The organism is Cedecea neteri, from assembly GCF_000758305.1.
GTDB lineage: Bacteria > Pseudomonadota > Gammaproteobacteria > Enterobacterales > Enterobacteriaceae > Cedecea > Cedecea neteri_C.
On sequence record NZ_CP009458.1, the window covers coordinates 3,208,955 to 3,229,640 of the forward strand.

At 56.4% G+C, this 20,686-nt stretch carries 20 protein-coding genes; 16 read left to right on the forward strand and 4 right to left on the reverse strand.

Features of this window, described 5'->3' with window-relative positions; all coding sequences use genetic code 11:
* Positions 1–10 precede the first annotated feature (10 nt).
* Entirely contained in the window at positions 11–316 is a 306-nt protein-coding gene (locus LH23_RS15100) for a PTS sugar transporter subunit IIB (RefSeq protein ID WP_039292689.1), read from the reverse strand.
* Between the two features lie 249 nt (positions 317–565).
* Between LH23_RS15100 and LH23_RS15105 the strand changes: the two genes are divergently transcribed.
* Together LH23_RS15105 and LH23_RS15110 are read left to right on the forward strand one after the other, a co-directional pair.
* Complete coding sequence (locus tag LH23_RS15105; RefSeq protein ID WP_052050251.1) at positions 566–1,681, forward strand: MurR/RpiR family transcriptional regulator; 1,116 nt, start codon at positions 566–568, stop codon at positions 1,679–1,681.
* An 88-nt stretch (positions 1,682–1,769) separates the two neighbouring features.
* Positions 1,770–2,438 (forward strand): DUF3313 domain-containing protein, encoded by a 669-nt coding sequence (locus tag LH23_RS15110; RefSeq protein ID WP_039292692.1) that lies wholly within the window; start codon positions 1,770–1,772, stop codon positions 2,436–2,438.
* Between the two features lie 53 nt (positions 2,439–2,491).
* Here the strand turns inward: LH23_RS15110 and LH23_RS15115 are convergent, their stop codons facing one another.
* The gene (locus tag LH23_RS15115; protein WP_039292695.1) at positions 2,492–3,391 is read right to left on the reverse strand and encodes a DMT family transporter; all 900 of its coding nucleotides are present in this window, start codon (positions 3,389–3,391) and stop codon (positions 2,492–2,494) included.
* Positions 3,392–3,563: 172 nt separating this feature from the next.
* On the opposite strand from LH23_RS15115, the gene LH23_RS15120 reads away from it, so the two are divergent.
* Positions 3,564–4,436 (forward strand): helix-turn-helix domain-containing protein, encoded by an 873-nt coding sequence (locus tag LH23_RS15120; protein ID WP_039292698.1) that lies wholly within the window; start codon positions 3,564–3,566, stop codon positions 4,434–4,436.
* Here LH23_RS15120 and LH23_RS15125 read toward each other — a convergent pair.
* Positions 4,416–5,582: a benzoate/H(+) symporter BenE family transporter gene (locus LH23_RS15125; protein WP_039292702.1), complete on the reverse strand. Its 1,167-nt coding sequence runs from the start codon at positions 5,580–5,582 to the stop codon at positions 4,416–4,418. The genes LH23_RS15120 and LH23_RS15125 overlap by 21 nt on opposite strands.
* Before the next feature lie 94 nt (positions 5,583–5,676).
* Here LH23_RS15125 and LH23_RS15130 point away from each other — a divergent pair, with 94 nt between their 5' ends.
* The 11 genes from LH23_RS15130 (at position 5,677) to LH23_RS15180 (ending at position 16,884) form a co-directional block, all read left to right on the forward strand.
* On the forward strand, positions 5,677–6,216 hold the full coding sequence (locus LH23_RS15130; RefSeq protein WP_039292707.1) for a helix-turn-helix domain-containing protein: 540 nt from the start codon (positions 5,677–5,679) through the stop codon (positions 6,214–6,216).
* Between the two features lie 71 nt (positions 6,217–6,287).
* On the forward strand, positions 6,288–8,252 hold the full coding sequence (locus tag LH23_RS15135; RefSeq protein ID WP_039292710.1) for a peptidase U32 family protein: 1,965 nt from the start codon (positions 6,288–6,290) through the stop codon (positions 8,250–8,252).
* 372 nt (positions 8,253–8,624) lie between these two features.
* Positions 8,625–9,764 (forward strand): UDP-4-amino-4-deoxy-L-arabinose aminotransferase, encoded by a 1,140-nt coding sequence (gene arnB / locus LH23_RS15140; RefSeq protein WP_039292712.1) that lies wholly within the window; start codon positions 8,625–8,627, stop codon positions 9,762–9,764.
* 1 nt (position 9,765) lies between these two features.
* A complete protein-coding gene (arnC, locus tag LH23_RS15145) occupies positions 9,766–10,746 on the forward strand; it encodes an undecaprenyl-phosphate 4-deoxy-4-formamido-L-arabinose transferase (protein ID WP_039292715.1) in 981 nt (326 codons plus the stop codon).
* Positions 10,746–12,728, forward strand: a complete 1,983-nt coding sequence (gene arnA, locus LH23_RS15150; protein ID WP_039292718.1) for a bifunctional UDP-4-amino-4-deoxy-L-arabinose formyltransferase/UDP-glucuronic acid oxidase ArnA — start codon at positions 10,746–10,748, stop codon at positions 12,726–12,728. The genes arnC and arnA overlap by 1 nt, the downstream gene beginning before the upstream one ends.
* Positions 12,725–13,621, forward strand: coding sequence for a 4-deoxy-4-formamido-L-arabinose-phosphoundecaprenol deformylase (gene arnD / locus LH23_RS15155; protein ID WP_039292721.1), 897 nt, complete (start codon positions 12,725–12,727; stop codon positions 13,619–13,621). Before arnA ends, arnD begins: the two co-directional genes overlap by 4 nt.
* 4 nt (positions 13,622–13,625) lie before the next feature.
* On the forward strand, positions 13,626–15,287 hold the full coding sequence (gene arnT, locus LH23_RS15160; RefSeq protein WP_039292724.1) for a lipid IV(A) 4-amino-4-deoxy-L-arabinosyltransferase: 1,662 nt from the start codon (positions 13,626–13,628) through the stop codon (positions 15,285–15,287).
* The gene (arnE, locus tag LH23_RS15165) at positions 15,284–15,607 is read left to right on the forward strand and encodes a 4-amino-4-deoxy-L-arabinose-phosphoundecaprenol flippase subunit ArnE (RefSeq protein WP_039292726.1); all 324 of its coding nucleotides are present in this window, start codon (positions 15,284–15,286) and stop codon (positions 15,605–15,607) included. The genes arnT and arnE overlap by 4 nt, the downstream gene beginning before the upstream one ends.
* Entirely contained in the window at positions 15,607–16,002 is a 396-nt protein-coding gene (gene arnF, locus LH23_RS15170) for a 4-amino-4-deoxy-L-arabinose-phosphoundecaprenol flippase subunit ArnF (RefSeq protein WP_039292729.1), read from the forward strand. Before arnE ends, arnF begins: the two co-directional genes overlap by 1 nt.
* Before the next feature lie 55 nt (positions 16,003–16,057).
* Positions 16,058–16,642: a flavin reductase family protein gene (locus LH23_RS15175; protein ID WP_039292732.1), complete on the forward strand. Its 585-nt coding sequence runs from the start codon at positions 16,058–16,060 to the stop codon at positions 16,640–16,642.
* Positions 16,642–16,884: a DUF2164 domain-containing protein gene (locus LH23_RS15180; protein WP_039292735.1), complete on the forward strand. Its 243-nt coding sequence runs from the start codon at positions 16,642–16,644 to the stop codon at positions 16,882–16,884. Before LH23_RS15175 ends, LH23_RS15180 begins: the two co-directional genes overlap by 1 nt.
* 31 nt (positions 16,885–16,915) lie before the next feature.
* Here the strand turns inward: LH23_RS15180 and LH23_RS15185 are convergent, their stop codons facing one another.
* Positions 16,916–17,842: a LysR substrate-binding domain-containing protein gene (locus tag LH23_RS15185; protein ID WP_197062487.1), complete on the reverse strand. Its 927-nt coding sequence runs from the start codon at positions 17,840–17,842 to the stop codon at positions 16,916–16,918.
* 142 nt (positions 17,843–17,984) lie between these two features.
* Here LH23_RS15185 and LH23_RS15190 point away from each other — a divergent pair, with 142 nt between their 5' ends.
* Together LH23_RS15190 and LH23_RS15195 are read left to right on the forward strand one after the other, a co-directional pair.
* On the forward strand, positions 17,985–19,520 hold the full coding sequence (locus LH23_RS15190; protein ID WP_231560132.1) for an MFS transporter: 1,536 nt from the start codon (positions 17,985–17,987) through the stop codon (positions 19,518–19,520).
* A 30-nt stretch (positions 19,521–19,550) separates the two neighbouring features.
* A complete protein-coding gene (locus LH23_RS15195) occupies positions 19,551–20,669 on the forward strand; it encodes an alkene reductase (RefSeq protein ID WP_156108044.1) in 1,119 nt (372 codons plus the stop codon).
* Positions 20,670–20,686 lie beyond the last annotated feature (17 nt).

Consider the following 20,686-nt stretch of genomic DNA (forward strand, 5'->3'; position numbering starts at 1 on the left):
CTCCCGGTTGTCAGGCCATCAGAGTCATGGCTTTATCCAGTACGCGGTCGCCGCGCATGGTGCCGTAATCCATCATGTCGATCACCGCGACTGGTTTGCCGAGCGGGGCTGAAAGCTCGGAAAGGCGTGCCAGTTCGAACTGCACCTGAGGGCCGAGCAGCACCACGTCGGCGCTCTGGAGGTGGCTTTCAATTTCGGCCACAGAGACAGCGTCAATTTGAACGTCCAGGGCGCGTTTCGTGGCCTCGGCGCGCATTTTCTGCACCAGCATGCTGGTGGACATTCCCGCGGCACAACACAACATGATCTTTTTCATTACCTTTATCCTTCAAATTGAAAACGTGTTTCAAACAACAGCGCGTTTATTCAGCATGTATGAAAATTATTTTCATGACCGTGATCTGCGTTGGATTATTGGTTTCCCGAATGTTAAAGGAATAACAAGGCTTTTACGGAAGGGGACGAAACTGCGGCAAGGCAACGCGGCAAAGTTAATTGAAAAATAATTTCAACGCATTATGATGATTTATCCGCCTGCGACGCAGACACAAGGAACCTTTCAGCGATGGATATTGTTTACCACCTGGTCCATGGGTTAGCCGACTCTTCTCCCCAGGAAACGCGGCTGGCCCGCTTTTTTCTGGAGAATTTCTTCCAGCTACCGGATGCCACCATGGAGCAGCTGGCGGCGCGCGCGGGTGTCAGTCAGGCTACGCTCCAGCAGTTCGCGCGCACTATTGGCTGCAGCGATATGAATGATTTCCTCGGCCAGGTTCGCCACCAGCAGCACGACAGCCGGGTACAGGATTTGCTGGCAGCGCCGTCCCAAATGTTGGGAGATGCCGCCTGGGTGGATAACGACACGCTGCAGTTTCTCGCCAACCGGGGCGGCGTGGCTAAAGATGTTCTGGAGCGTTTTTCTCATTCCATCGGACGGGAGACTGAGGGCGACATTATCAGCCGGATCCGTCAGCGGCTGGCGGAGTTCAGTCAGCAGGAAGCGAGAGTTGCGCAGGCTATTTTGCAAGATCCGGGCTTTGCGTCGTCGGCAACAATCGACCAGCTTGCCCAGGCTGCGGGCGTCAGTCCGGCTACCATCACACGCTTTGCCAGAGCCGCAGGCTGCGACGATATTCGCGATTTACGCATGAAGCTGGCGCAGGCCAGCACCGCCATACCGGGCAGTGAGCTGCCTGCTGCCTGGCAGCAGCGGTTAACCGGCATTCAGCAGGCGCTAACTCAGCAACTGGAAACGCTTCCGGAAGCCAATGTTTCGCGCGCCGTTTCGCTGTTGAAGCAAGCGAAAGCGATTCATATTTTCAGCGCAGGCACGGCAGACACGCCTTTTGCCAGCCTTTTGCAGTACCGGCTGCTGACGCAGGGGCAGCCCGCCAGCGTCTGTTATGACCCGGCACTGATGAGCTTCACCGCCTCCATGTTGAATAGCGAGCAGGCGATGATCGTCTTTGCCAGCTCGACGCCGGACAGCGCGCTGCTGGCGGCGGTGCGGCAGGCCCGGCGGCAGGGCGCAGCCATCATTATGGTGACGAAAGATCCCGCCAGCGTTGCCCATACCGGAGATGTCTGGCTGCCACCCGGTGAAGGGCATTATGGCGCGTTATTGATTGTTGACCTGCTTTGCGATGGGCTTACCGCCCCCGGCGATGAGCGCAAGATCTGAGTTTTGACATCAAGGCGGCTTAACCCCCACACAATGTATCGTTTTTTGCTATACCTGAATGGCTTATACCCACAAACAGGATCAAACGATGCGTAGCAAAACGTATTTTAAAGTGGCTTGTCTGGCAGGTTTATTAGCGCTGGCGGGGTGTGCTTCTAAAACCACCGCGCCGGAAAAATACTCTGGTTTTTTAAAAGATTATTCCGGTCTGCAGGAGACAAAATCGGCAACCGGTAAAACAGTCATGCGCTGGGTTGACCCGAACTTCAAACCCGACAATTACGACAGCCTGGTCTACAACCCGGTGGTCTACTATCCGACGCCAAGGCCCACGACCCAAATAGGCCAGAACACGCTGGATGGCCTGCTCACGTACACTAATACAAAGCTAAAAGCCGCGGCGGCGCAGCGTAAACCGCTGGTCACGACGCCAGGCCCGCACAGCCTTATTTTCCGGGGCGCGATAACCGGCGTGGACAGCACCAAAGAAGGGCTGCAGTTCTATGAGGTGATCCCGATTGCGATGGTCGTTGCGGGCACGCAAATGGCCACCGGCCACCGCACAATGAATACCGATCTCTATTTCGAAGGCGAACTGATTGATGCGGCGACCAATAAGCCCGTTTTACGCGTGGTGCGTAAGGGCGAAGGGAAAGCGCTCAGCAACGAAAATGCCAAAGTTACTGTCGATACGCTGAAACAAGTAGTGGATGATTTGGCCACCGACGCCACGATGTTTGACGTGCCGAATAAATAACGCTTTTTTTGCAAAAACAAAAACCGCAGCCCTGAACAAGCTGCGGTTTTTTATTATGCAAGCTTTCTCCGCCACGGCAGCCACTGTTCTGGCTTAGCGAACATCACCAGGTTGCCCAGCAGGATCATCACCAGCCCCAGCACGGCGTTAGCGTGCCAGACATACCCTTCGTAGAGCGTCGACAGCGTTAGCGCCACCAATGGGAAGAGTAGCGTACTGTAGGCAGCCTGGCTCGCGCCGATGCGGCCTACCAGCGTGAAATAGGCGCCAAAGGCTATCACCGAACCAAAAATCGCCAGGTAAAGCAGGGAACCAATGTAGCGCGCGGTGAAATCCGGCATAAACGACTCGCCGCTTGCCAGCGCCACGATGCCCATAATCGCGGTGCCGTAAAACATCGCATAAGTATTGGTCGATAGCGTTTCCAGGCCACGGCTTTGATGGCGGGCGCTGATCATATTCCCAAGCGAAAAACCAAAGGTGCCAAGCGCGCTAAGGCCGATGCCGATAAGTAGTGAAGGTGCCATTTGCGTGGCCGCAAGGTCGTGCCAGAATAAGGCCACGATGCCGGCAATACCCAGCGCTGCGGCGGGCAGTACGCGGGGAGAGGGCTTCTTGCGGAAGAACAGAAAATTGTTGAAGGCGTTGAACAGCACCGCCATCGAGAAAATCACCGACTCCAGGCCGGAGCTGATATAGGCCGCCGCGTGGTAGAAGCAGAAAAAGTTGAAGCCGAAAACGCAGGCACCCTGCAGGACGCAAAACAGGTGGTCTTTGAGTCCGATGCGCTTCAGGCGGCCCAGCGCGAGCAGCACCACGAGCATCACCACCGCTGCCACGGCAAAGCGCCAGAAAATAGACACTGGGACGGAAACGACTCCCTGTTGCATGTAAATGGCTATCCAGGTCGTCCCCCAAATCACCACCACCAGAATATAAAGCAAAGCGTTCATTGTTGTTCTCGTCAGTCAAAACCAGATGACGAGTCTCCTTTTTTTCCGACTCTGCGGCTTTCATCCGGGCCAGCGACTTGCATATTCTTGCGGTTTTTTTTCACGGCGGCAGTGGCGACGGCGGCGCGCAGTCCTTACACTAGCCATTATGTTCCAGAAGCCGACTCCCGCTATGACCGCGCCATACCACGCCTTTGAAAACCTGCAGCAGCACAAAGCCCGCCTGAACGGCAGCGTTCAGCTTGGTTCAGGGATTCAACTTGCCGCCTGGTCCAACGGAAATGACTGCATTACCCAGCGCTGCGATCACCACACGCTGAGTCTGTACGTGACCGAAGGGTACGAAACGTACCAAAAGACGGCGTCAGGCTGGCGCAACGGCGGCGGGCCGGATCGCTTCTGCATTATGCCGGAAGACAGCGAATCAACCTGGGACGTTCGGGATGACTTCTCGTTTGTGCACCTGTACTGCACTGACGAGCATCTGAAAGAGATTGCCGCGCAGATTTGGGACCGCAGCCCGGCGGCCATCAACCTTGATGAAAAAACCTTTGCCGACGACCCGCGCATAACCCAGCTTTATCGCCACTTCCTGCTGAGCAGCGATTGGCAGCAGCGAGCGAATCACCTGACGTTGAGCACGGCTTCTACGCTGCTGTTGACGCATCTGGTGCAGCATTACAGTAGCGTACAGTGGAAACTGCCGACGGTGCGCGGCGGGCTGGCCCCTGCGGTACTGCGCAATACACAGGCGTATATCGAACAGAACCTTAGCGAGGCGCTGACTCTGGGCGAACTTGCCCGGCTGGCGGATCTCAGCGAATACCACTTTGCACGTATGTTTAAACAGTCCACCGGCCTGGCGCCACACCAGTACGTGATGCAGCGCAGAATGGCGAAGGCGGAAACCCTGGTGCGTCAGGGGAAACTGCCGCTGACGGAGATCGCGATGGCCTGCGGGTTTAGCTCGCCCAGCCACTTCAGCACCCGCTTTAAAAGCGTCTTCGGCGCTACGCCGTCACAGCTACGCGCGCTTCAGCCTTAAAAGCGCGGTGTAGCAAATCCCCCCGGCGATCACGCCCCAAAATGCAGAGCTGACGCCCAGCAGATTGACCCCGGATGCGGTGACCAAAAACGTCACAATGGCGGCGTCCCTGTCGCGCTCGTGGTTCAATGCCTGGTGCAGGCTTCCGGCAATGGTGCCCAACAGGGCAAGTCCGGCAAGAGTATGGATCCAGGCGAGCGGCAGCGCCGTCAGCAGCGTCGAAATCGCTCCGCCAAACGCCCCTGCGAGTAAATAAAACACCCCTGCAGCCGCGGCGGCAAGCCAGCGTTTGTCTTTGTCCGGATGGGCTTCGGCGCTCTGGCAAATGGCGGCGGTAATGGCGGCAATGCAAACCGAAAACACCCCGAACGGTGCCAGTAGCAGGGCGATTAACGCCGTGACGACAATCAGCGGTGAAACCGGGATGTTGTAGCCGGAGGCCGCCAGCGTGGCGACGCCGGGGGCATTTTGCGAGGCCATCGTCACCAGGAAGAAGGGCACGCCGATGCCCAGCAGGCTGGCGAGACTAAACGAGGGGGCTATAAATTCAGGCACAACGACAGCAACCGGGACGCTCCCGACGTGAAGTTCGCCGCTGATAAAGCAAATCAACAGGCCAACCAGCATGGCGACAACCACGGCATAGCGCGGCGCAAATACTTTTGCCAGCAGCCAGCCGGCCAGCATACTGATGCACAGCAAAAAGTGACCCTGTAACGATGTAAAGGTGTCGAGGCCAAACCGCAGCAAAACCCCGGCCAGCATGGCGGCGGAGAGCGTAGGGGGGATCAGGCGCATCAGCCTGGCGAACAGTCCGGTGACGCCGCAAATCAGGATCAGCAGCGAAGCGAAAATAAAAATGCCTACCGCCTCGTTCAGGCTGTAGCCTGGCAGGCTGGTGGCCAGCAGCGCCGCGCCCGGCGTTGACCAGGCCGTCAGGATAGGCGCGCGATACCACAGCGTTAATCCCAGGGTGCTGATCCCCATGGCGATACCCAACATCGTCAGCCAGCCAGCGATTTGGTGCGGGTTAGCGCCTGCGGCATCTGCCGCCTGCCAGATAATGGCGGCGGAACTGGCATAGCCGACCAGGACGGCAACAAAACCGGCCAGAACGGCGGGAAACGGCGGAAGATAAAGGCGCATGGTTGACTCGCTGTGCGTTATAACGTCCGGGGAATATAGCATCGTGCGTTATAGCGCACAAGGCGCTATACTGCGCCCTCAACGGGAGGAGAGAATGGACATAGCGCAACATCTGGCGAACACTCTGAAAAGCCTACGTCAGGCCAGAGGCTGGAGCCTGACCTTCGCGGCGGAACAAACCGGCGTGTCGAAAGCGATGCTCGGGCAGATCGAACGCAACGAATCCAGCCCGACCGTCGCCACATTATGGAAAATTGCCACCGGCTTTAACGTGCCGTTTTCGGTGTTTCTTGAAGCCGGTTCTGCGCCCGTTCGCCCGGTCTTTGACCCGCAGCACAGGGAAATGGTGGTGGTGCCGATTTTTCCTTACGATCCGCTCCTGCGGTTTGACCACTTTTCTATTCATCTGGCCGCTGGCGCGCTCAGCGAGTCGTCGGCGCACGACAGCGGCGTTATCGAGCATGTGGTGGTGATAAGCGGCGTGCTGGATATGAATGTTGACGGAGAATGGCAGACGTTGCAGGCCGGAGAAGGCTTAAAATTTCACGGCGATCGTCCCCACGCTTACCGTAATTCAGGCACCGATGAGACGCATTTTCATTCGCTGATTCACTATCCGGCGACGACGGCATAATCCCTCTATTTTTGCGCGGGGGAAGTGACTACAATAGCCGCCTTTCGCCATTACAGAACACGACAAATTTTATGCGCCTGCACGCAAATCAACTTGAATTACTCAGCCCTGCCCGTGATACCGCCATCGCCCGCGAAGCCATTCTCCATGGCGCGGATGCGGTTTACATCGGTGGGCCTGGCTTTGGCGCTCGCCATAACGCCGGTAACAGCCTGCAAGACCTGGCCGAACTGGTGCCGTTTGCCCACCGCTACGGGGCGAAGATTTTTGTTACCCTGAACACCATTCTGCATGATGACGAACTGGAGCCCGCGCGCTCGATGATCGTCGACCTGTACGAAGCCGGGGTTGATGCGCTGATCGTGCAGGATATGGGCGTGCTGGAAATGGACCTGCCGCCGATTGAGCTGCACGCCAGTACCCAGTGCGACATTCGCAGCGTCGAAAAAGCGAAGTTTCTGTCCGATGCGGGTTTCTCGCAAATCGTGCTGGCGCGCGAGCTGAACCTGCAGCAAATTGCCGCTATTCACCAGAATGTTGATGCGACGATTGAGTTCTTTATTCACGGCGCGCTGTGCGTGGCCTATTCCGGGCAGTGTAATATTTCCCACGCCCAGACCGGGCGTAGCGCTAACCGCGGCGACTGCTCTCAGGCCTGCCGCCTGCCGTACACGCTGAAAGACGACCAGGGCCGCGTCGTGGCCTATGAAAAACACCTGCTGTCGATGAAAGACAACGATCAGAGCGCCAACCTGGCGGCGCTGGTCGAGGCGGGCGTGCGCTCCTTCAAAATTGAAGGGCGTTACAAAGACATGAGCTACGTGAAAAACATCACCGCGTACTACCGCCAACTGCTGGACGAGCTGATGGAAGGGCGCAGCGATCTGACCCGCGCATCTTCCGGCGTAACATCGCACTACTTTATTCCGTCCCCGGATAAAACGTTCCACCGCGGCAGCACTGATTATTTCGTGAACGAGCGCAAAATAGACATCGGTGCGTTTGACTCGCCGAAATTCGTTGGTCTGCCGGTGGGTGAAGTGCTGAAGGTGAGCAAAGATCACCTCGACGTCACCACCACCGACACGTTGACTAACGGTGACGGCCTGAACGTGCTGATCAAGCGTGAAATTGTCGGTTTCCGCGCCAATACCGTAGAAAAAACCGGGAAAAATCAGTATCGCGTTTGGCCAAACGAAATGCCGGAAACGCTGAAAAAGGTGCGCCCTAACCACCCGCTGAACCGGAACCTCGACCACAACTGGCAGCAGGCGCTGCTGAAAACCTCCAGTGAACGTCGCGTGGCGGTGGATATCGAACTTACCGGCAGTCAGCAGCAACTGGTGATGAAAGCCACCAGCGAAGAGGGCGTCAGCGTCAGTCAAACGCTGGTCGGCCAGTTTGATGTCGCCAATAATCCGCAGAAAGCCTTCGACAGCCTGCGTGACGGCCTGACCAAACTGGGCCAGACCATGTACTCCGCGCGGAAAGTGAACATTTTGCTGGAAGAGGCGCTGTTCGTGCCAAACGCCCAGCTTAACCAGCTGCGCCGTGATGCCATTGAGGCCCTGACGGAAGCACGCCTGCAAAACTACCAGCGTGGAACCCGTAAAGCGGTCAGCGTGCCGCCGCCGGTCTACCCGGACAGCCATTTAAGCTTCCTGGCGAACGTTTATAACCATAAAGCTCGTGAGTTTTATCACCGCTACGGCGTGCAGCTGATTGATGCTGCCTATGAAGCGCATGAAGAGAAGGGCGAAGTGCCAGTGATGATCACCAAACACTGCCTGCGCTTTGCGTTCAACCTTTGCCCGAAACAGGCGAAAGGGAACATCAAGAGCTGGAAAGCGACCCCGATGCAGCTGGTGCACGGCGACGAGGTGTTGACGCTGAAATTTGACTGCCGACCTTGCGAAATGCACGTCATCGGCAAAATGAAGAACCACATTCTGAAGATGCCGCTGCCGGGAAGCGTGGTCGCGTCCATCAGCCCGGATGATTTGATGAAAACGCTGCCGGGCAGAGCGAAGCGTTAATTTCCCTGCTTATTATTTAAAACCGTCTATCGCAGGCGGTTTTTTTTTAATCACTGGTAAGGGATTAATTATTATTTGTCACATACGGAATTATTCCGCTATTAAACAAAAAAAAGATTAAAGCGTGACATTCAGGTGACAAATTTTGTCCTTGTCAGCCATTTTTTCAGCCAGTGATGCTTAACTTCACGATTTTTCGTTATATCTCATTTTCTTAATACTGTTCTAAGATTTCTTTGTTAAATTCTTTTCATTGATAAGTTGTTTAGCTAAACAGGCCGTACTTCCTGAGTGTTGTGCTTTTATTTAATTAGCCTGATTCATTATCCCGTCAGCTTTTGGCGTTTAGCGATTTAATAAGGAATCCACGTAATGAGTGATTTTCTGCCTTTTTCACGCCCGGCGTTAGGTGCGGAAGAAATTGCAGCGGTAACGGAAGTCATGCAATCCGGCTGGATCACCACCGGGCCGAAAAACCAGGCGCTTGAGAAGGCATTTTGTGACTTAACCGGCAACAAACACGCGATTGCGGTAAGTTCCGCAACGGGTGGGATGCACGTTACCCTGATGGCACTGGGGCTGCAGGCAGGTGATGAGGTGATTACACCTTCACTGACGTGGGTTTCCACGCTCAATATGATTGTGCTGTTGGGCGCCGAACCGGTGATGATTGATGTCGATCGTGACACGCTGATGGTCACGCCAGAAGCCATTGAAGCGGCCATTACCCCACGAACTAAAGCCATTATCCCGGTGCATTACGCGGGTGCTCCTGCTGACATCGACGCTATCCGTGCTATCGGCGAACGTCACGGTATTCCGGTGATTGAAGATGCTGCTCATGCGGCCGGCACCGAATATAAGGGCAAGCACGTTGGCGGCAAGGGGACGGCTATCTTCTCATTCCACGCCATCAAGAACATGACCTGCGCCGAAGGCGGCCTGATCGTTACCGACGACGATCAGTTTGCCAACCGCATTCGTAGCCTGAAATTCCACGGTTTGGGCGTAGACGCCTTTGACCGTCAGACGCATGGCCGCGCGCCGCAGGCTGAAGTTATCTCTCCGGGGTTCAAATACAACCTTGCGGACATCAACGCGGCTATTGCGCTGGTGCAGCTGGGCAAGCTGGAGCAAATCAATACCCGCCGTCAGGAAATTGCCGAACGCTATCTCAAGGAACTGGCCGACACGCCATTCCTGCCGCTTGCCACTCCGACCTGGCAGCACCGTCATGCCTGGCATCTGTTTATCATCCGCGTGGATGAAGCCACCTGCGGCATTTCCCGCAGCGGCCTGATGGAAGCGCTGAAAGAGCGTGGCATCGGCACCGGCCTGCACTTCCGCGCGGCGCACACCCAGAAATATTACCGCGAGCGCTATCCGCAGCTTCAACTGCCGAACAGCGACTGGAACAGCGAGCGCATTTGCTCCATTCCTCTGTTCCCAACCATGACCGACGATGACACTTCCCGCGTCATTACCGCTTTACGTGAAATAGCAGGACTTTAAGATGACGACCCCGGAACCGATCAAGAAAGTTTCCGTTGTGATCCCGGTGTACAACGAACAGGACAGCCTGCCTGAACTGCTGCGTCGTACCACTGAAGCTTGTCAAAAGCTGAACCGTGATTACGAAATTCTCCTCATTGATGATGGCAGCAGCGACGAGTCTGCCGCCATGCTGACCCGTGCGGCAGAAGCCCCGGACAGCCACATTGTCGCGGTATTGTTGAACCGCAACTATGGCCAGCATTCGGCAATTATGGCGGGCTTTAGCCACGTCACTGGCGACCTTATTGTCACCCTGGATGCCGACCTGCAAAACCCGCCGGAAGAGATCCCGCGCCTGGTTGAGAAGGCTGATGAAGGCTATGACGTGGTGGGCACCGTGCGCCAGAACCGTCAGGACAGTTGGTTCCGCAAACGCGCGTCAAAAATGATCAACCACCTGATCCAGCGTACCACCGGTAAAGCGATGGGCGACTACGGCTGTATGCTGCGCGCCTACCGCCGTCACATCATCGACGCGATGCTGCACTGCCACGAACGCAGCACCTTTATTCCAATTCTGGCAAACACCTTTGCCCGTCGGGCCATTGAGATCCCGGTGCACCACGACGAGCGTCAGTTTGGCGACTCGAAGTACAGCTTCATGCGCCTGATCAACCTGATGTATGACCTGATCACCTGTCTGACCACGACGCCGCTGCGTTTGCTCAGCGTCGTCGGCAGCATTATTGCACTGTCCGGCTTTGCGCTTGCGGTGCTGCTGGTGGTGTTACGTCTTGCTCTTGGCCCGCAGTGGGCGGCGGACGGGGTGTTTATGCTCTTCGCCGTTCTGTTCACCTTTATTGGTGCCCAGTTCATCGGAATGGGGCTGCTGGGTGAGTACATTGGCCGTATCTATAACGACGTGCGTGCTCGCCCTCGTTACTTTATTCAACGCGTAGTTAGCAGTGAAACCGCTTTATCTTCAGAGGAAAATCAATAATGAAAGCAGTTGTTTTCGCCTATCACGATATGGGCTGTGTGGGTGTTCGTGCCCTGGTTGAAGCAGGCTATGACATTGCAGCAATTTATACTCACCCGGATAACGCCGCTGAGAATAACTTCTTCGGTTCTGTGGCCCGCACGGCGGCAGAATTCGGCATCCCGGTTTTTGCTCCTGAAGATGTGAACCACCCGCTGTGGGTTGACCGCATTAAAGACGCGCAGCCTGAAGTGATTTTCTCCTTCTACTACCGCAACCTGCTGAGCGAAGAGATTCTGGACTGTGCTTCCGTCGGGGCATTTAACCTCCACGGTTCTCTGCTGCCTAAATTCCGTGGTCGTGCGCCGCTGAACTGGGTGCTGGTGAAAGGTGAAACTGAAACCGGCGTTACCCTGCATCGCATGGTGAAACGCGCGGACGCGGGCGACATCGTTGCTCAGGAACGCGTGGCAATTGCCGCAGAAGATACTGCCCTGACTCTGCACCACAAACTGTGCGAAACCGCGAAGTCCCTGCTGGCGAAAAGCCTGCCGGTAATCAAAACCGGTCACTTCCCGCAGACCGCTCAGGATGAATCCAAAGCGACCTATTTCGGCGGCCGTTCACCTAAAGATGGTGCGATCAACTGGGAAGGCACTGCAGCAGAAGCTAACAACCTGGTACGTGCGGTTTCCGAACCGTGGCCAGGTGCGTTCAGCTACGTGGGCGGCGGCAAATTCATTATCTGGAAAAGCCGCGTGCTGGAAAGCAACAACGGCGCGAAAGCCGGGACCGTGCTCTCCGTTAATCCGCTGGTGATTGCTTGTGGTACCGGTGCTCTGGAAGTGGTCACCGGCCAGGCTGAAAACGGTGTGTACATGCAGGGCTCCCAGCTCGCGCAGTCCCTGGGCCTGGTCAGCGGCGCGATTCTGAGCAGCAAACCGGTTTCCGCTATCAAGCGTCGTACCCGCGTGCTTATCTTGGGCGTGAACGGTTTCATCGGTAACCACCTGACTGAACGCCTGCTGCGTGATGACAACTTCGAAATCTTCGGCCTGGACATCGGTTCCGACGCGATTTCTCGCTTCATCGGCAACGAGCGTTTCCACTTTGTCGAAGGTGATATCAGCATTCACTCCGAGTGGATCGAATACCACATTAAGAAGTGTGACGTAGTGCTGCCGCTGGTAGCCATCGCGACGCCAATCGAATACACCCGTAACCCGCTGCGCGTGTTCGAACTCGACTTCGAAGAGAACCTGAAGATCATCCGCGACTGCGTGAAATACAAAAAACGCATTATCTTCCCGTCCACCTCCGAAGTTTACGGCATGTGCACCGACAAGTCGTTTGACGAAGATAACTCCCCGCTGATCGTTGGGCCAATCAACAAACAGCGCTGGATCTACTCCGTGTCCAAGCAGCTGCTTGACCGTGTTATCTGGGCTTACGGCGAAAAAGAAGGGCTGCGCTTCACGCTGTTCCGTCCGTTTAACTGGATGGGCCCTCGTCTGGACAACCTGAACGCCGCGCGTATCGGTAGCTCCCGTGCAATTACTCAGCTGATCCTCAACCTGGTAGAAGGTTCCCCGATCAAGCTTATCGACGGCGGCAAGCAGAAGCGCTGCTTCACCGACATCGGCGACGGTATCGAAGCGCTGTTCCGCATTATTGAAAACAAAAACAATAACTGCGACGGCCAGATCATCAACATCGGTAACCCGGACAACGAAGCAAGCATCAAACAGCTGGCAGAAATGCTGCTGGAAAGCTTTGAGCGTCATCCGCTGCGCAACCAGTTCCCTCCGTTTGCCGGTTTCCGCGAAGTGGAAAGCAGCGCGTACTACGGCAAAGGCTATCAGGACGTTGAGCACCGTAAGCCAAGTATCCGCAACGCCCAGCGCCTGCTGGACTGGACGCCTGAAGTCCACATGGAGAAAACCATCGATGAAACGCTGGACTTCTTCCTGAAAACCGTTGAGCTGACGGACCCTGCTTCATGAGAAAAGTCGGCCTGCGTATTGATGTCGACACCTGGCGAGGCACCCGTGAAGGGGTGCCAAACCTTCTGGAGACGCTGAGTTTACACTCGACTCAGGCAACCTTTTTCTTCAGCGTTGGGCCGGACAATATGGGGCGCCACCTGTGGCGCCTGATCAAGCCTAAATTCCTGTGGAAGATGCTGCGTTCCAACGCAGCATCGCTGTATGGCTGGGATATTCTGCTGGCGGGTACCGCGTGGCCGGGACGCGTGATTGGCGCAGGCAACGCAGAGGTTATCGCGGCGGCGGCGGACCACCATGAGGTGGGCCTCCACGCCTGGGATCACCATGCCTGGCAGGCCTGGGCAGGCGTCTGGGAACAGGACAAGCTCGAACACCAGATTCGCCTCGGCCAGGATGCGCTGCAGAAAATTGTGGGTCAACCTGTTAGCTGCTCAGCGGTAGCGGGCTGGCGAGCAGACCAGCGCGTGGTGAAAGCGAAAGCCGCTTTCCCGTTCCAGTACAACAGCGACTGCCGTGGTACCACGCCATTTATCCCTGTGCTGTCTGGCGGTCGCGAAGCGGCGGTGCAAATTCCCGTGACGCTACCCACCTGGGACGAGGTAATTGGGACCGAAGTTAGTAAAGAGAACTTTAACCGCTTTATCCTGGATAAAATTCACCAGGACAGCGGCACACCGGTTTACACCATCCATGCCGAAGTTGAAGGGATGGTGATGCGAGATTCCTTTAGTGAATTGCTGGCGATGGCCGCAGCCGAGGGGGTTCAGTTCTGCCCGCTAAGCGAGCTTCTGCCGGACGATTTATCCACGCTGCCGAGAGGCAAAATTGTGCGCGGGACAATTCCAGGCCGCGAAGGCTGGCTGGGTTGCCAACAACTTATAGAGTCGTGAACCGATGAAATCTGCAAAATATGGAATGACCCTTCTGGTCTGTTTTGCCTTGCTTTACCTTGTACCCTTGGAGTTTCGTCACCTGTGGCAGCCGGATGAAACGCGCTATGCGGAAATCAGCCGCGAAATGCTGCTGTCTGGCAACTGGATCGTTCCTCATTTCCTTGACCTGCGCTATTTCGAAAAGCCGGTGGCGGGGTACTGGATCAACAACATCAGCCAGTTCATTTTCGGTCATAACAATTTTGCCGTGCGTTTTGGTTCCGTATTTTCAGTGACCCTGAGTGCGCTGCTGACTGCCTGGCTGGCGTTCCGTCTGTGGCGCGATAAAACCATCGCGGTGCTGTCTGGGGTTATCTTCCTTACCTGCCTGCTGGTCTACGGCATTGGCACGTATTCCGTGCTCGACCCGATGATCACCCTGTGGCTGACGGCGGCGATGTGCAGCTTCTGGCTGGCCAGTACCGCGCAAACCACCGGCGGTAAAATCGGCGGTTACGTGCTGCTGGGTCTGGCCTGCGGTATGGGCGTGATGACCAAAGGGTTCCTGGCACTGGCGGTGCCGGTGATTGGCGTGCTGCCGTGGGTGATTGCGCAGAAACGTTGGAAAGAGGTGTTGCTGTTTGGGCCGCTGGCGGTGTTGAGTGCCGTGCTGATTACGCTGCCGTGGGCGATTGCGATCGCCAAAGCCGAGCCTGACTTCTGGCACTATTTCTTCTGGGTGGAGCATATTCAGCGCTTCGCCGAGAAAGACGCGCAGCACAAAGCTCCATTCTGGTACTACATTCCGTTCCTGATTGCAGGTTCTCTGCCATGGCTTGCTCTGCTGCCGGGCGCGCTTAAGAGCGGCTGGAAAAGCCGGGGCGAGCAGGGCGGTGCGTTCTACCTGCTGGGCTGGGTTGTGATGCCGTTGCTGTTCTTTAGCATCGCCAAAGGCAAACTGCCGACCTACATTCTGCCTTGCTTTGCACCGCTGGCGATCCTGATGGCGCGCCACGCCGTTGAACTGGCGAAAAGCGGCTCAGCTGTTTTACGCGCCAACGGCTGGATTAACCTGCTGTTTGGGTCGGTCTGCGTGATTACTGTGGCCTTTTTCCTGGCGCCGTGGGGCCTGGCAAGACATCCGGTCTATGCCGCCAATGAAACGCTGAAAGTGGTGCTGGCGTGCGTGGCCTTTGCCGTCTGGGGGCTGTTCGGTCTTTTGACCCTGAGCCAGGCCGCGAAGCGCTGGTACTGGGCGGCGCTGTGTCCGCTGGGTCTGGCGCTGCTGGTGGGCGTAGTCATTCCATCGAAAGTGGAAAATTCCAAGCAGCCGCAGGCATTCATCCATGAGATGCGTCCGCAGCTGGAAGACAGTCGCTACATCTTCACCAACAACGTTGGCATTGCCGCCGGGGTGGCGTGGGAGCTGAAGCGGAGCGATATCAATCTTTATAATCAGGCGGGCGAGCTGCGCTACGGCCTTGATTACCCGGATGTGTCTAACCGCTACGTGAATGGCACTGACTTCGAATCCTGGCTGGCGGAACACCGCAAGCAGGGCAAAGTGTCGCTGATGCTGCTGGTGTCGAATAACACCGATCTCAATGACCTGAAGCTGCCGGAGCCGGATCACCGGGCCAACAGCGGGCGCTTCGTGCTGTTTGAGTACGACGCGCAGCCATGAATATTGCGCTGATTATTCTGGCCAGTTTGCTTAGCTGCGGCGGGCAGCTGTGCCAGAAGCAGGCGGCTCAGGGGGCGGGGCGCCGCCACCTGATGCTGTGGCTTGGGCTAAGCGTGATGCTATTAGGGCTGGGGATGCTCGTCTGGCTGCTGGTGCTCCAGCACGTCGAGGTGAGCATCGCTTACCCCATGCTGAGCCTGAACTTTATCTTTATCACCCTTGCCGCGCGCTGGATCTGGAAAGAGCGGATTTCAGCGCACCACTGGCTGGGCGTGATACTAATCATTCTGGGTATTATCGCGCTGGGAGGGCACGCCTGATGGGGTATCTCTGGGCGTTAATGAGCGTGCTGCTGGTCAGCGGGGCACAGCTCAGCATGAAATGGGCGATGATTCAGTTTCCTCCCGCAGCAGTGAGCCTTGAATTTATCAAGGCGGTGCTGTTCGGCGGCTACGGGCTATTGGCGCTGATTGGCGGGCTGGCGGCCTATGCATTTTCCATGGGCTGCTGGTACATGGCGCTGAAGCGCATTCCGCTCAGTAAAGCGTATCCGCTTTTAAGCCTGAGCTATGTGCTGGTGTGGTTCGCTGCCATTAACCTGCCGTGGCTTAACGAAGAGTTCAGTCCGGGCAAGCTTCTCGGCGTGGCGGCGATTTTCGTCGGCCTGGTGCTGATTTGCCTGCCTCATCAGCTACGTCACAAAAAGGAAAAGTAATGCGCTAGTTGTTCAGGCAAACTGACGGCAACCTGATGAAAACCGGATGTGAAGTATGAACCCACATATCATTGAAGTGCCGTTAGAAAAGTCTTATCGCCTGATCAACCACGGTCCAACCGTGCTGGTGTCTGCCCACCACAATGGTGTGGACGACGTGATGACCGCCGCCTGGGCCTGTGCGCTGGATTTTACCCCGTCCAAACTGATGGTTGTGCTGGATAAAATCACCGCCACCCGCACGCTTATCGAAAACAGCGGCACCTTTGTCATTCAGGTGCCCTGCGCCGCTCAGCTCAAAATGACCCATTTTCTGGGTACTCACAGCCTGAAAGAGATGCCCGACAAGCTTGAGCAATCCGGCGTGGAATTGTTCCGCGCTCCTGGCTACAGCGTGCCGCTGGTCGCAGGCTGCACGGCCTGGATGGTGTGCAAACTTATCCCCGAGCCGCATAATCATCAGGCCCACGATCTGTTTATCGGTGAAATTATTGCTGCCTGGGCTGACGACCGTGTGTTCCAGAACGGCCACTGGTCGTTTGAATCGTCCCCGCCGGAATACCGCAGCCTGCACTACATTGCCGGCGGTCAGTTCTACGCCATCGGCGAATCGCTGGTGGTGCCGGACGTGGAGGCATAATGAAAAAGATTGAGCTTCCCGCAGAGGAGTACCGCCAACTGAGTGATTTCATCACCGACTGGCTGGACGACAAGCACGACCTGCAAATAGGGCAGTTTGAAGCTGAATTCTTCCTGGATGAGCTGGTGAAAAAAATGGCACCCGTGCTCTACAATAAAGGACTGGAGGATGCGCTGGCAGTAGCCCAAAGCAACATGCTAACGCTGGAAGAGTTGCTGGATCTGGAAAAGATCGTCGATTAGTTTTACCAGGGGCAGGTGAGGCCTTTCTGCTCTACCTGCCGTTTTCTGTAAGGTTGTTTTGCCGCTGTGCCAGAATAAAATCGCTGATAAAGTCGACAAAAACGCGGATCTTCGACGAAAGCTGTTTCCCCGAAGTCCAGACCATCTGGAATTGCCCTGGCGCCTTCAAATACTCACCCAGCAGCGGGTGCACAACACCGCTCGCCAACTGGGGTTCAATCATAAAATCAGGTACGGCTCCGACACCCAGGCCATTAATAATCGCGCTGCGCACCATCTCCATGTTGTTCGAACTGAACACGGTGCGGGTGCGAACGTCCGCCAGTTCCGATAAGTCGCGCAGCGGCCAGGGCTGCAGCTTGCCGGTGTTCACATAGCGGAAACGAATTCCGCAATGCCCCTCCAGTTCCCGGGGCGATTGCGGCACGCCATGCCGGGCAAGATAGGCCGGGGAAGCGCAGAGAATAAGCTGCAAAGAGGGCAGCGCGCGACGCATCAAGCGAGAATCCGGGAGTTCGCCGGTTCGGATAGCAATATCCACGTCCTCGTCAATCAAGTTCACCAGCCTGTCGCTGAAATCCAGATCGAGATCGATGTCCGGATAACGGCGAACGAAAGCGATAATGGCTGCTTCAAACAGGATGTGGCTGGCGGCGGGCAGGCTAACTCGCAGGCGGCCTCTGGGTGTTTCACTGGCATGGGAGAGCAGGGCATCCGCCTCATCCAAATCCTGCAAAATGCGCCGGCAGCGTTCAAAGTAAACCCTGCCTTCGGACGTCATCTGCAGGCTGCGGGTGGTGCGGTGAAAAAGCCGCACCCCAAGTTGTTCTTCAAGTCTCGTAATCCCTTTTCCTACCGCCGAAGCGGAAAGCCCCAGAGCTTGCCCGGCTCGGACAAAACTGCCCAACTCTGCGGTGCGGACAAAATAGGTCAGGCTGGACAGGCGATCCATAGTCATACCTCTATTCGAGCGTTTTATTCCGTAATGTTCGGACGTTTTATCATTTTTGTCACTGAAAAACACCCGCTACTCTGCACGCTATCCCACCTGCTTACTGCAGGCCCAGTTTTGAGATTGTAACTTTCCGCTGAGGATATGAATGATGGCCGTTACCCGTTCTCACCCGTCGCAAGAACAGCTCCTGACGCTGGTTGCCGTGTGTCTTGCTTCGATCACTATGCCTTTTAATTTTACCGCCGCTGCCGTGGCCTTACCCGCTATCGGGCAGACGTTCCACGGCTCTGCTATGGCGGTGAACTGGGTGGCTAATGCATTTATGTTGACCTTTGGCAGTTGCCTGATGCTGGCGGGCGCACTTGCCGACAGCTACGGGCGTAAGCGGATGTTTGCCGGAGGGATTGCGGCCTTTGCGTTACTGTCAGCCGCGCTGCTTGCTGCGCCAAACTTGTTTGTTTTCGACCTGCTGCGTGGGGCACAAGGCATTGCCGCCGCTATCGCGTTTTCCGGCGGGATGTCGGCATTAGCGCAGGTTTTTGACGGAACCGACAGGATGCGTGCTTTCAGCTTCGTCGGCTGTAGTTTCGGTATTGGCCTGGCTTTTGGCCCCGTGGCTGCGGCGGTAATGATCGATCTCTTCAATTGGTCAATTGTCTTTATTTTACTGACGCTGGTGGCAGGCATTGCCTGTTTTCTGTCCTGCCGCTATATGCCCGAATCCCGCAATCCAGCGGCAAACGGTATCGACTGGGCCGGAGCCGTGGTGTTTACGTGGACGCTGGGTGTTTTCACTTATGCCGTGCTGCGCGTGCCGGAGGTGGGTTGGGGGAATGCCTTTAATCTGGCACTGTTTGTGGTGGCCACGATTTCACTGCTGGTATTTATTCGCATTGAACTGCGCGTTCAGCAGCCGATGCTCGACCTGACTTTATTCAAGTTTCCCCGGTTTGTTGGCGTTCAGCTCCTCGCGGCTGCCCCGGCCTATTCCTTTGTTGTTCTGCTTCTGCTCTTACCGCTGCGCTTTGTTGGCGTGGAGGGGATGCCGGTGCTTGAGGCCGGACGGTTAATGATTGCGCTCTCTGCCCCGCTGTTGTTCATGCCGATTATTGCCGGTTCCCTGACTCGCTGGTTCTCTGCTTCCGTCCTGTGCGGGGTTGGGTTGCTGGTTTGTGCGGTCGGATTATTGTGGCTCAGCCGCATTCCGGGCGGGGCATCTGCGTGGCAGTTTGCCTTACCGATGTGGACGATCGGCTGCGGGATAAGCCTGCCCTGGGGATTGATGGATGGCCTGGCGGTGAGCGTGGTGCCCCGCGAAAGGGCTGGCATGGCAACGGGTATTTTCAGTACCACGCGGGTGGCTGGGGAAGGGATTGCGATGGCTATTGTGAGCGCGCTGCTCTCTTCACTGATGGCAAATAACCTGCACCAGGTGGTGTCCGGCAGCCCTCAGCGGCTGGCACATGCCGCGCAAAGCGTTGTTACCGGTGATGTCGCCACCGCAACCACCTCGCTGCAGGGCGTGACGTATAAGACGATTGCTGCCAGCTACGACGCGGCATTCAGCGACCTGTTGCTGCTGTTGATGAGCATCACATTGCTGGTCGCACTGGTGGTGTTTTTATTTCTGGACAAAGGACAAACCGGGGATGAAACCCGGCCACAAGCGACGGCGAGTTGATCGCCATTTTAAGCCAAGAGTGAGAGTGTAATGATGACCACACATGTCAAAGATCTGTTCAGCCCGCTGCGGGCAGGCAGGCTCAGTTTACAACATCGGGTAGTGATGGCGCCGCTAACCAGAATGCGTGCATCCGGGTCAGAAGGCGCGCCTGACGCGCTTAACGCCGAATACTACGGCCAGCGTGCCAGCGAAGGCGGCCTGATTATTACCGAGGCGACGAATATTTCGCTGCAGGGGAAAGGTTTTCCGCAAACGCCGGGCATCTATAGCGATAGTCAGCAGGCAGGCTGGAAGCAGGTTGTGGAAGCCGTGCATCAAAAGGGCGGCGCTATTTACCTCCAGCTCTGGCACACGGGGCGCATTTCTCATCAGAGTCATCACCCTGAAACCCCGTCGATTGCTCCCTCGGCTATTCGTCCTGCGGGTGAAGCTCTGGATGCTAACTTTACATCTCAGCCGTTTGCCACACCGGCAGCCCTTGAACTCTCGGCCATTCCTGCGGTGATTGAGGAGTATCGCGAGGCGGCACGGCGAGCGAAGGCTGCGGGTTTCGACGGCGTGGAGTTGCATGCGGCGAACGGTTTTCTCATTGATCAGTTTTTGCAGGACAAAACTAACCAGCGCACGGACGAATATGGCGGCAGCATAGCAAACCGAATGCGTTTCATGCGCGAAGCGCTTGCGGCGCTGCGTGAGGTTTACTCCGCTGGGGAAATCGGCGTCAGGCTTTCCCCGTTCGGCAAGCTGGGAGACATTGGCGACAGTAACCCGATGGCGCTGTTTACGGACGTTGCCAGCTGGCTTTCAGAACAGCAGATTGGCTACCTGCATCTGGTGGAGCCGCGAGTCAACACCGGGCTAAATGAAGAGCAGGATATGACGCAGCCAGCTTCTGTTGCCGCATTGCTACGGCCTTATTTTGACGGCGCTATTATTGCCTCAGGGGGTTTTACCCGCGAATCAGCAAATGCGCTTATTGCCGCAGGAAATGCGGATGCCGTGGCCTTCGGGCGAGCATTTATTGCTAACCCCGATCTGCCGTATCGGCTGTCCGTAAATGCGCCTTTAAACGCCTATGACCGTTCAACGTTTTACGCCGGGGATGCCCGCGGTTATACCGACTACCCGACCTTGCCACGCCACTGACCTTTCAGGAGAGTTCT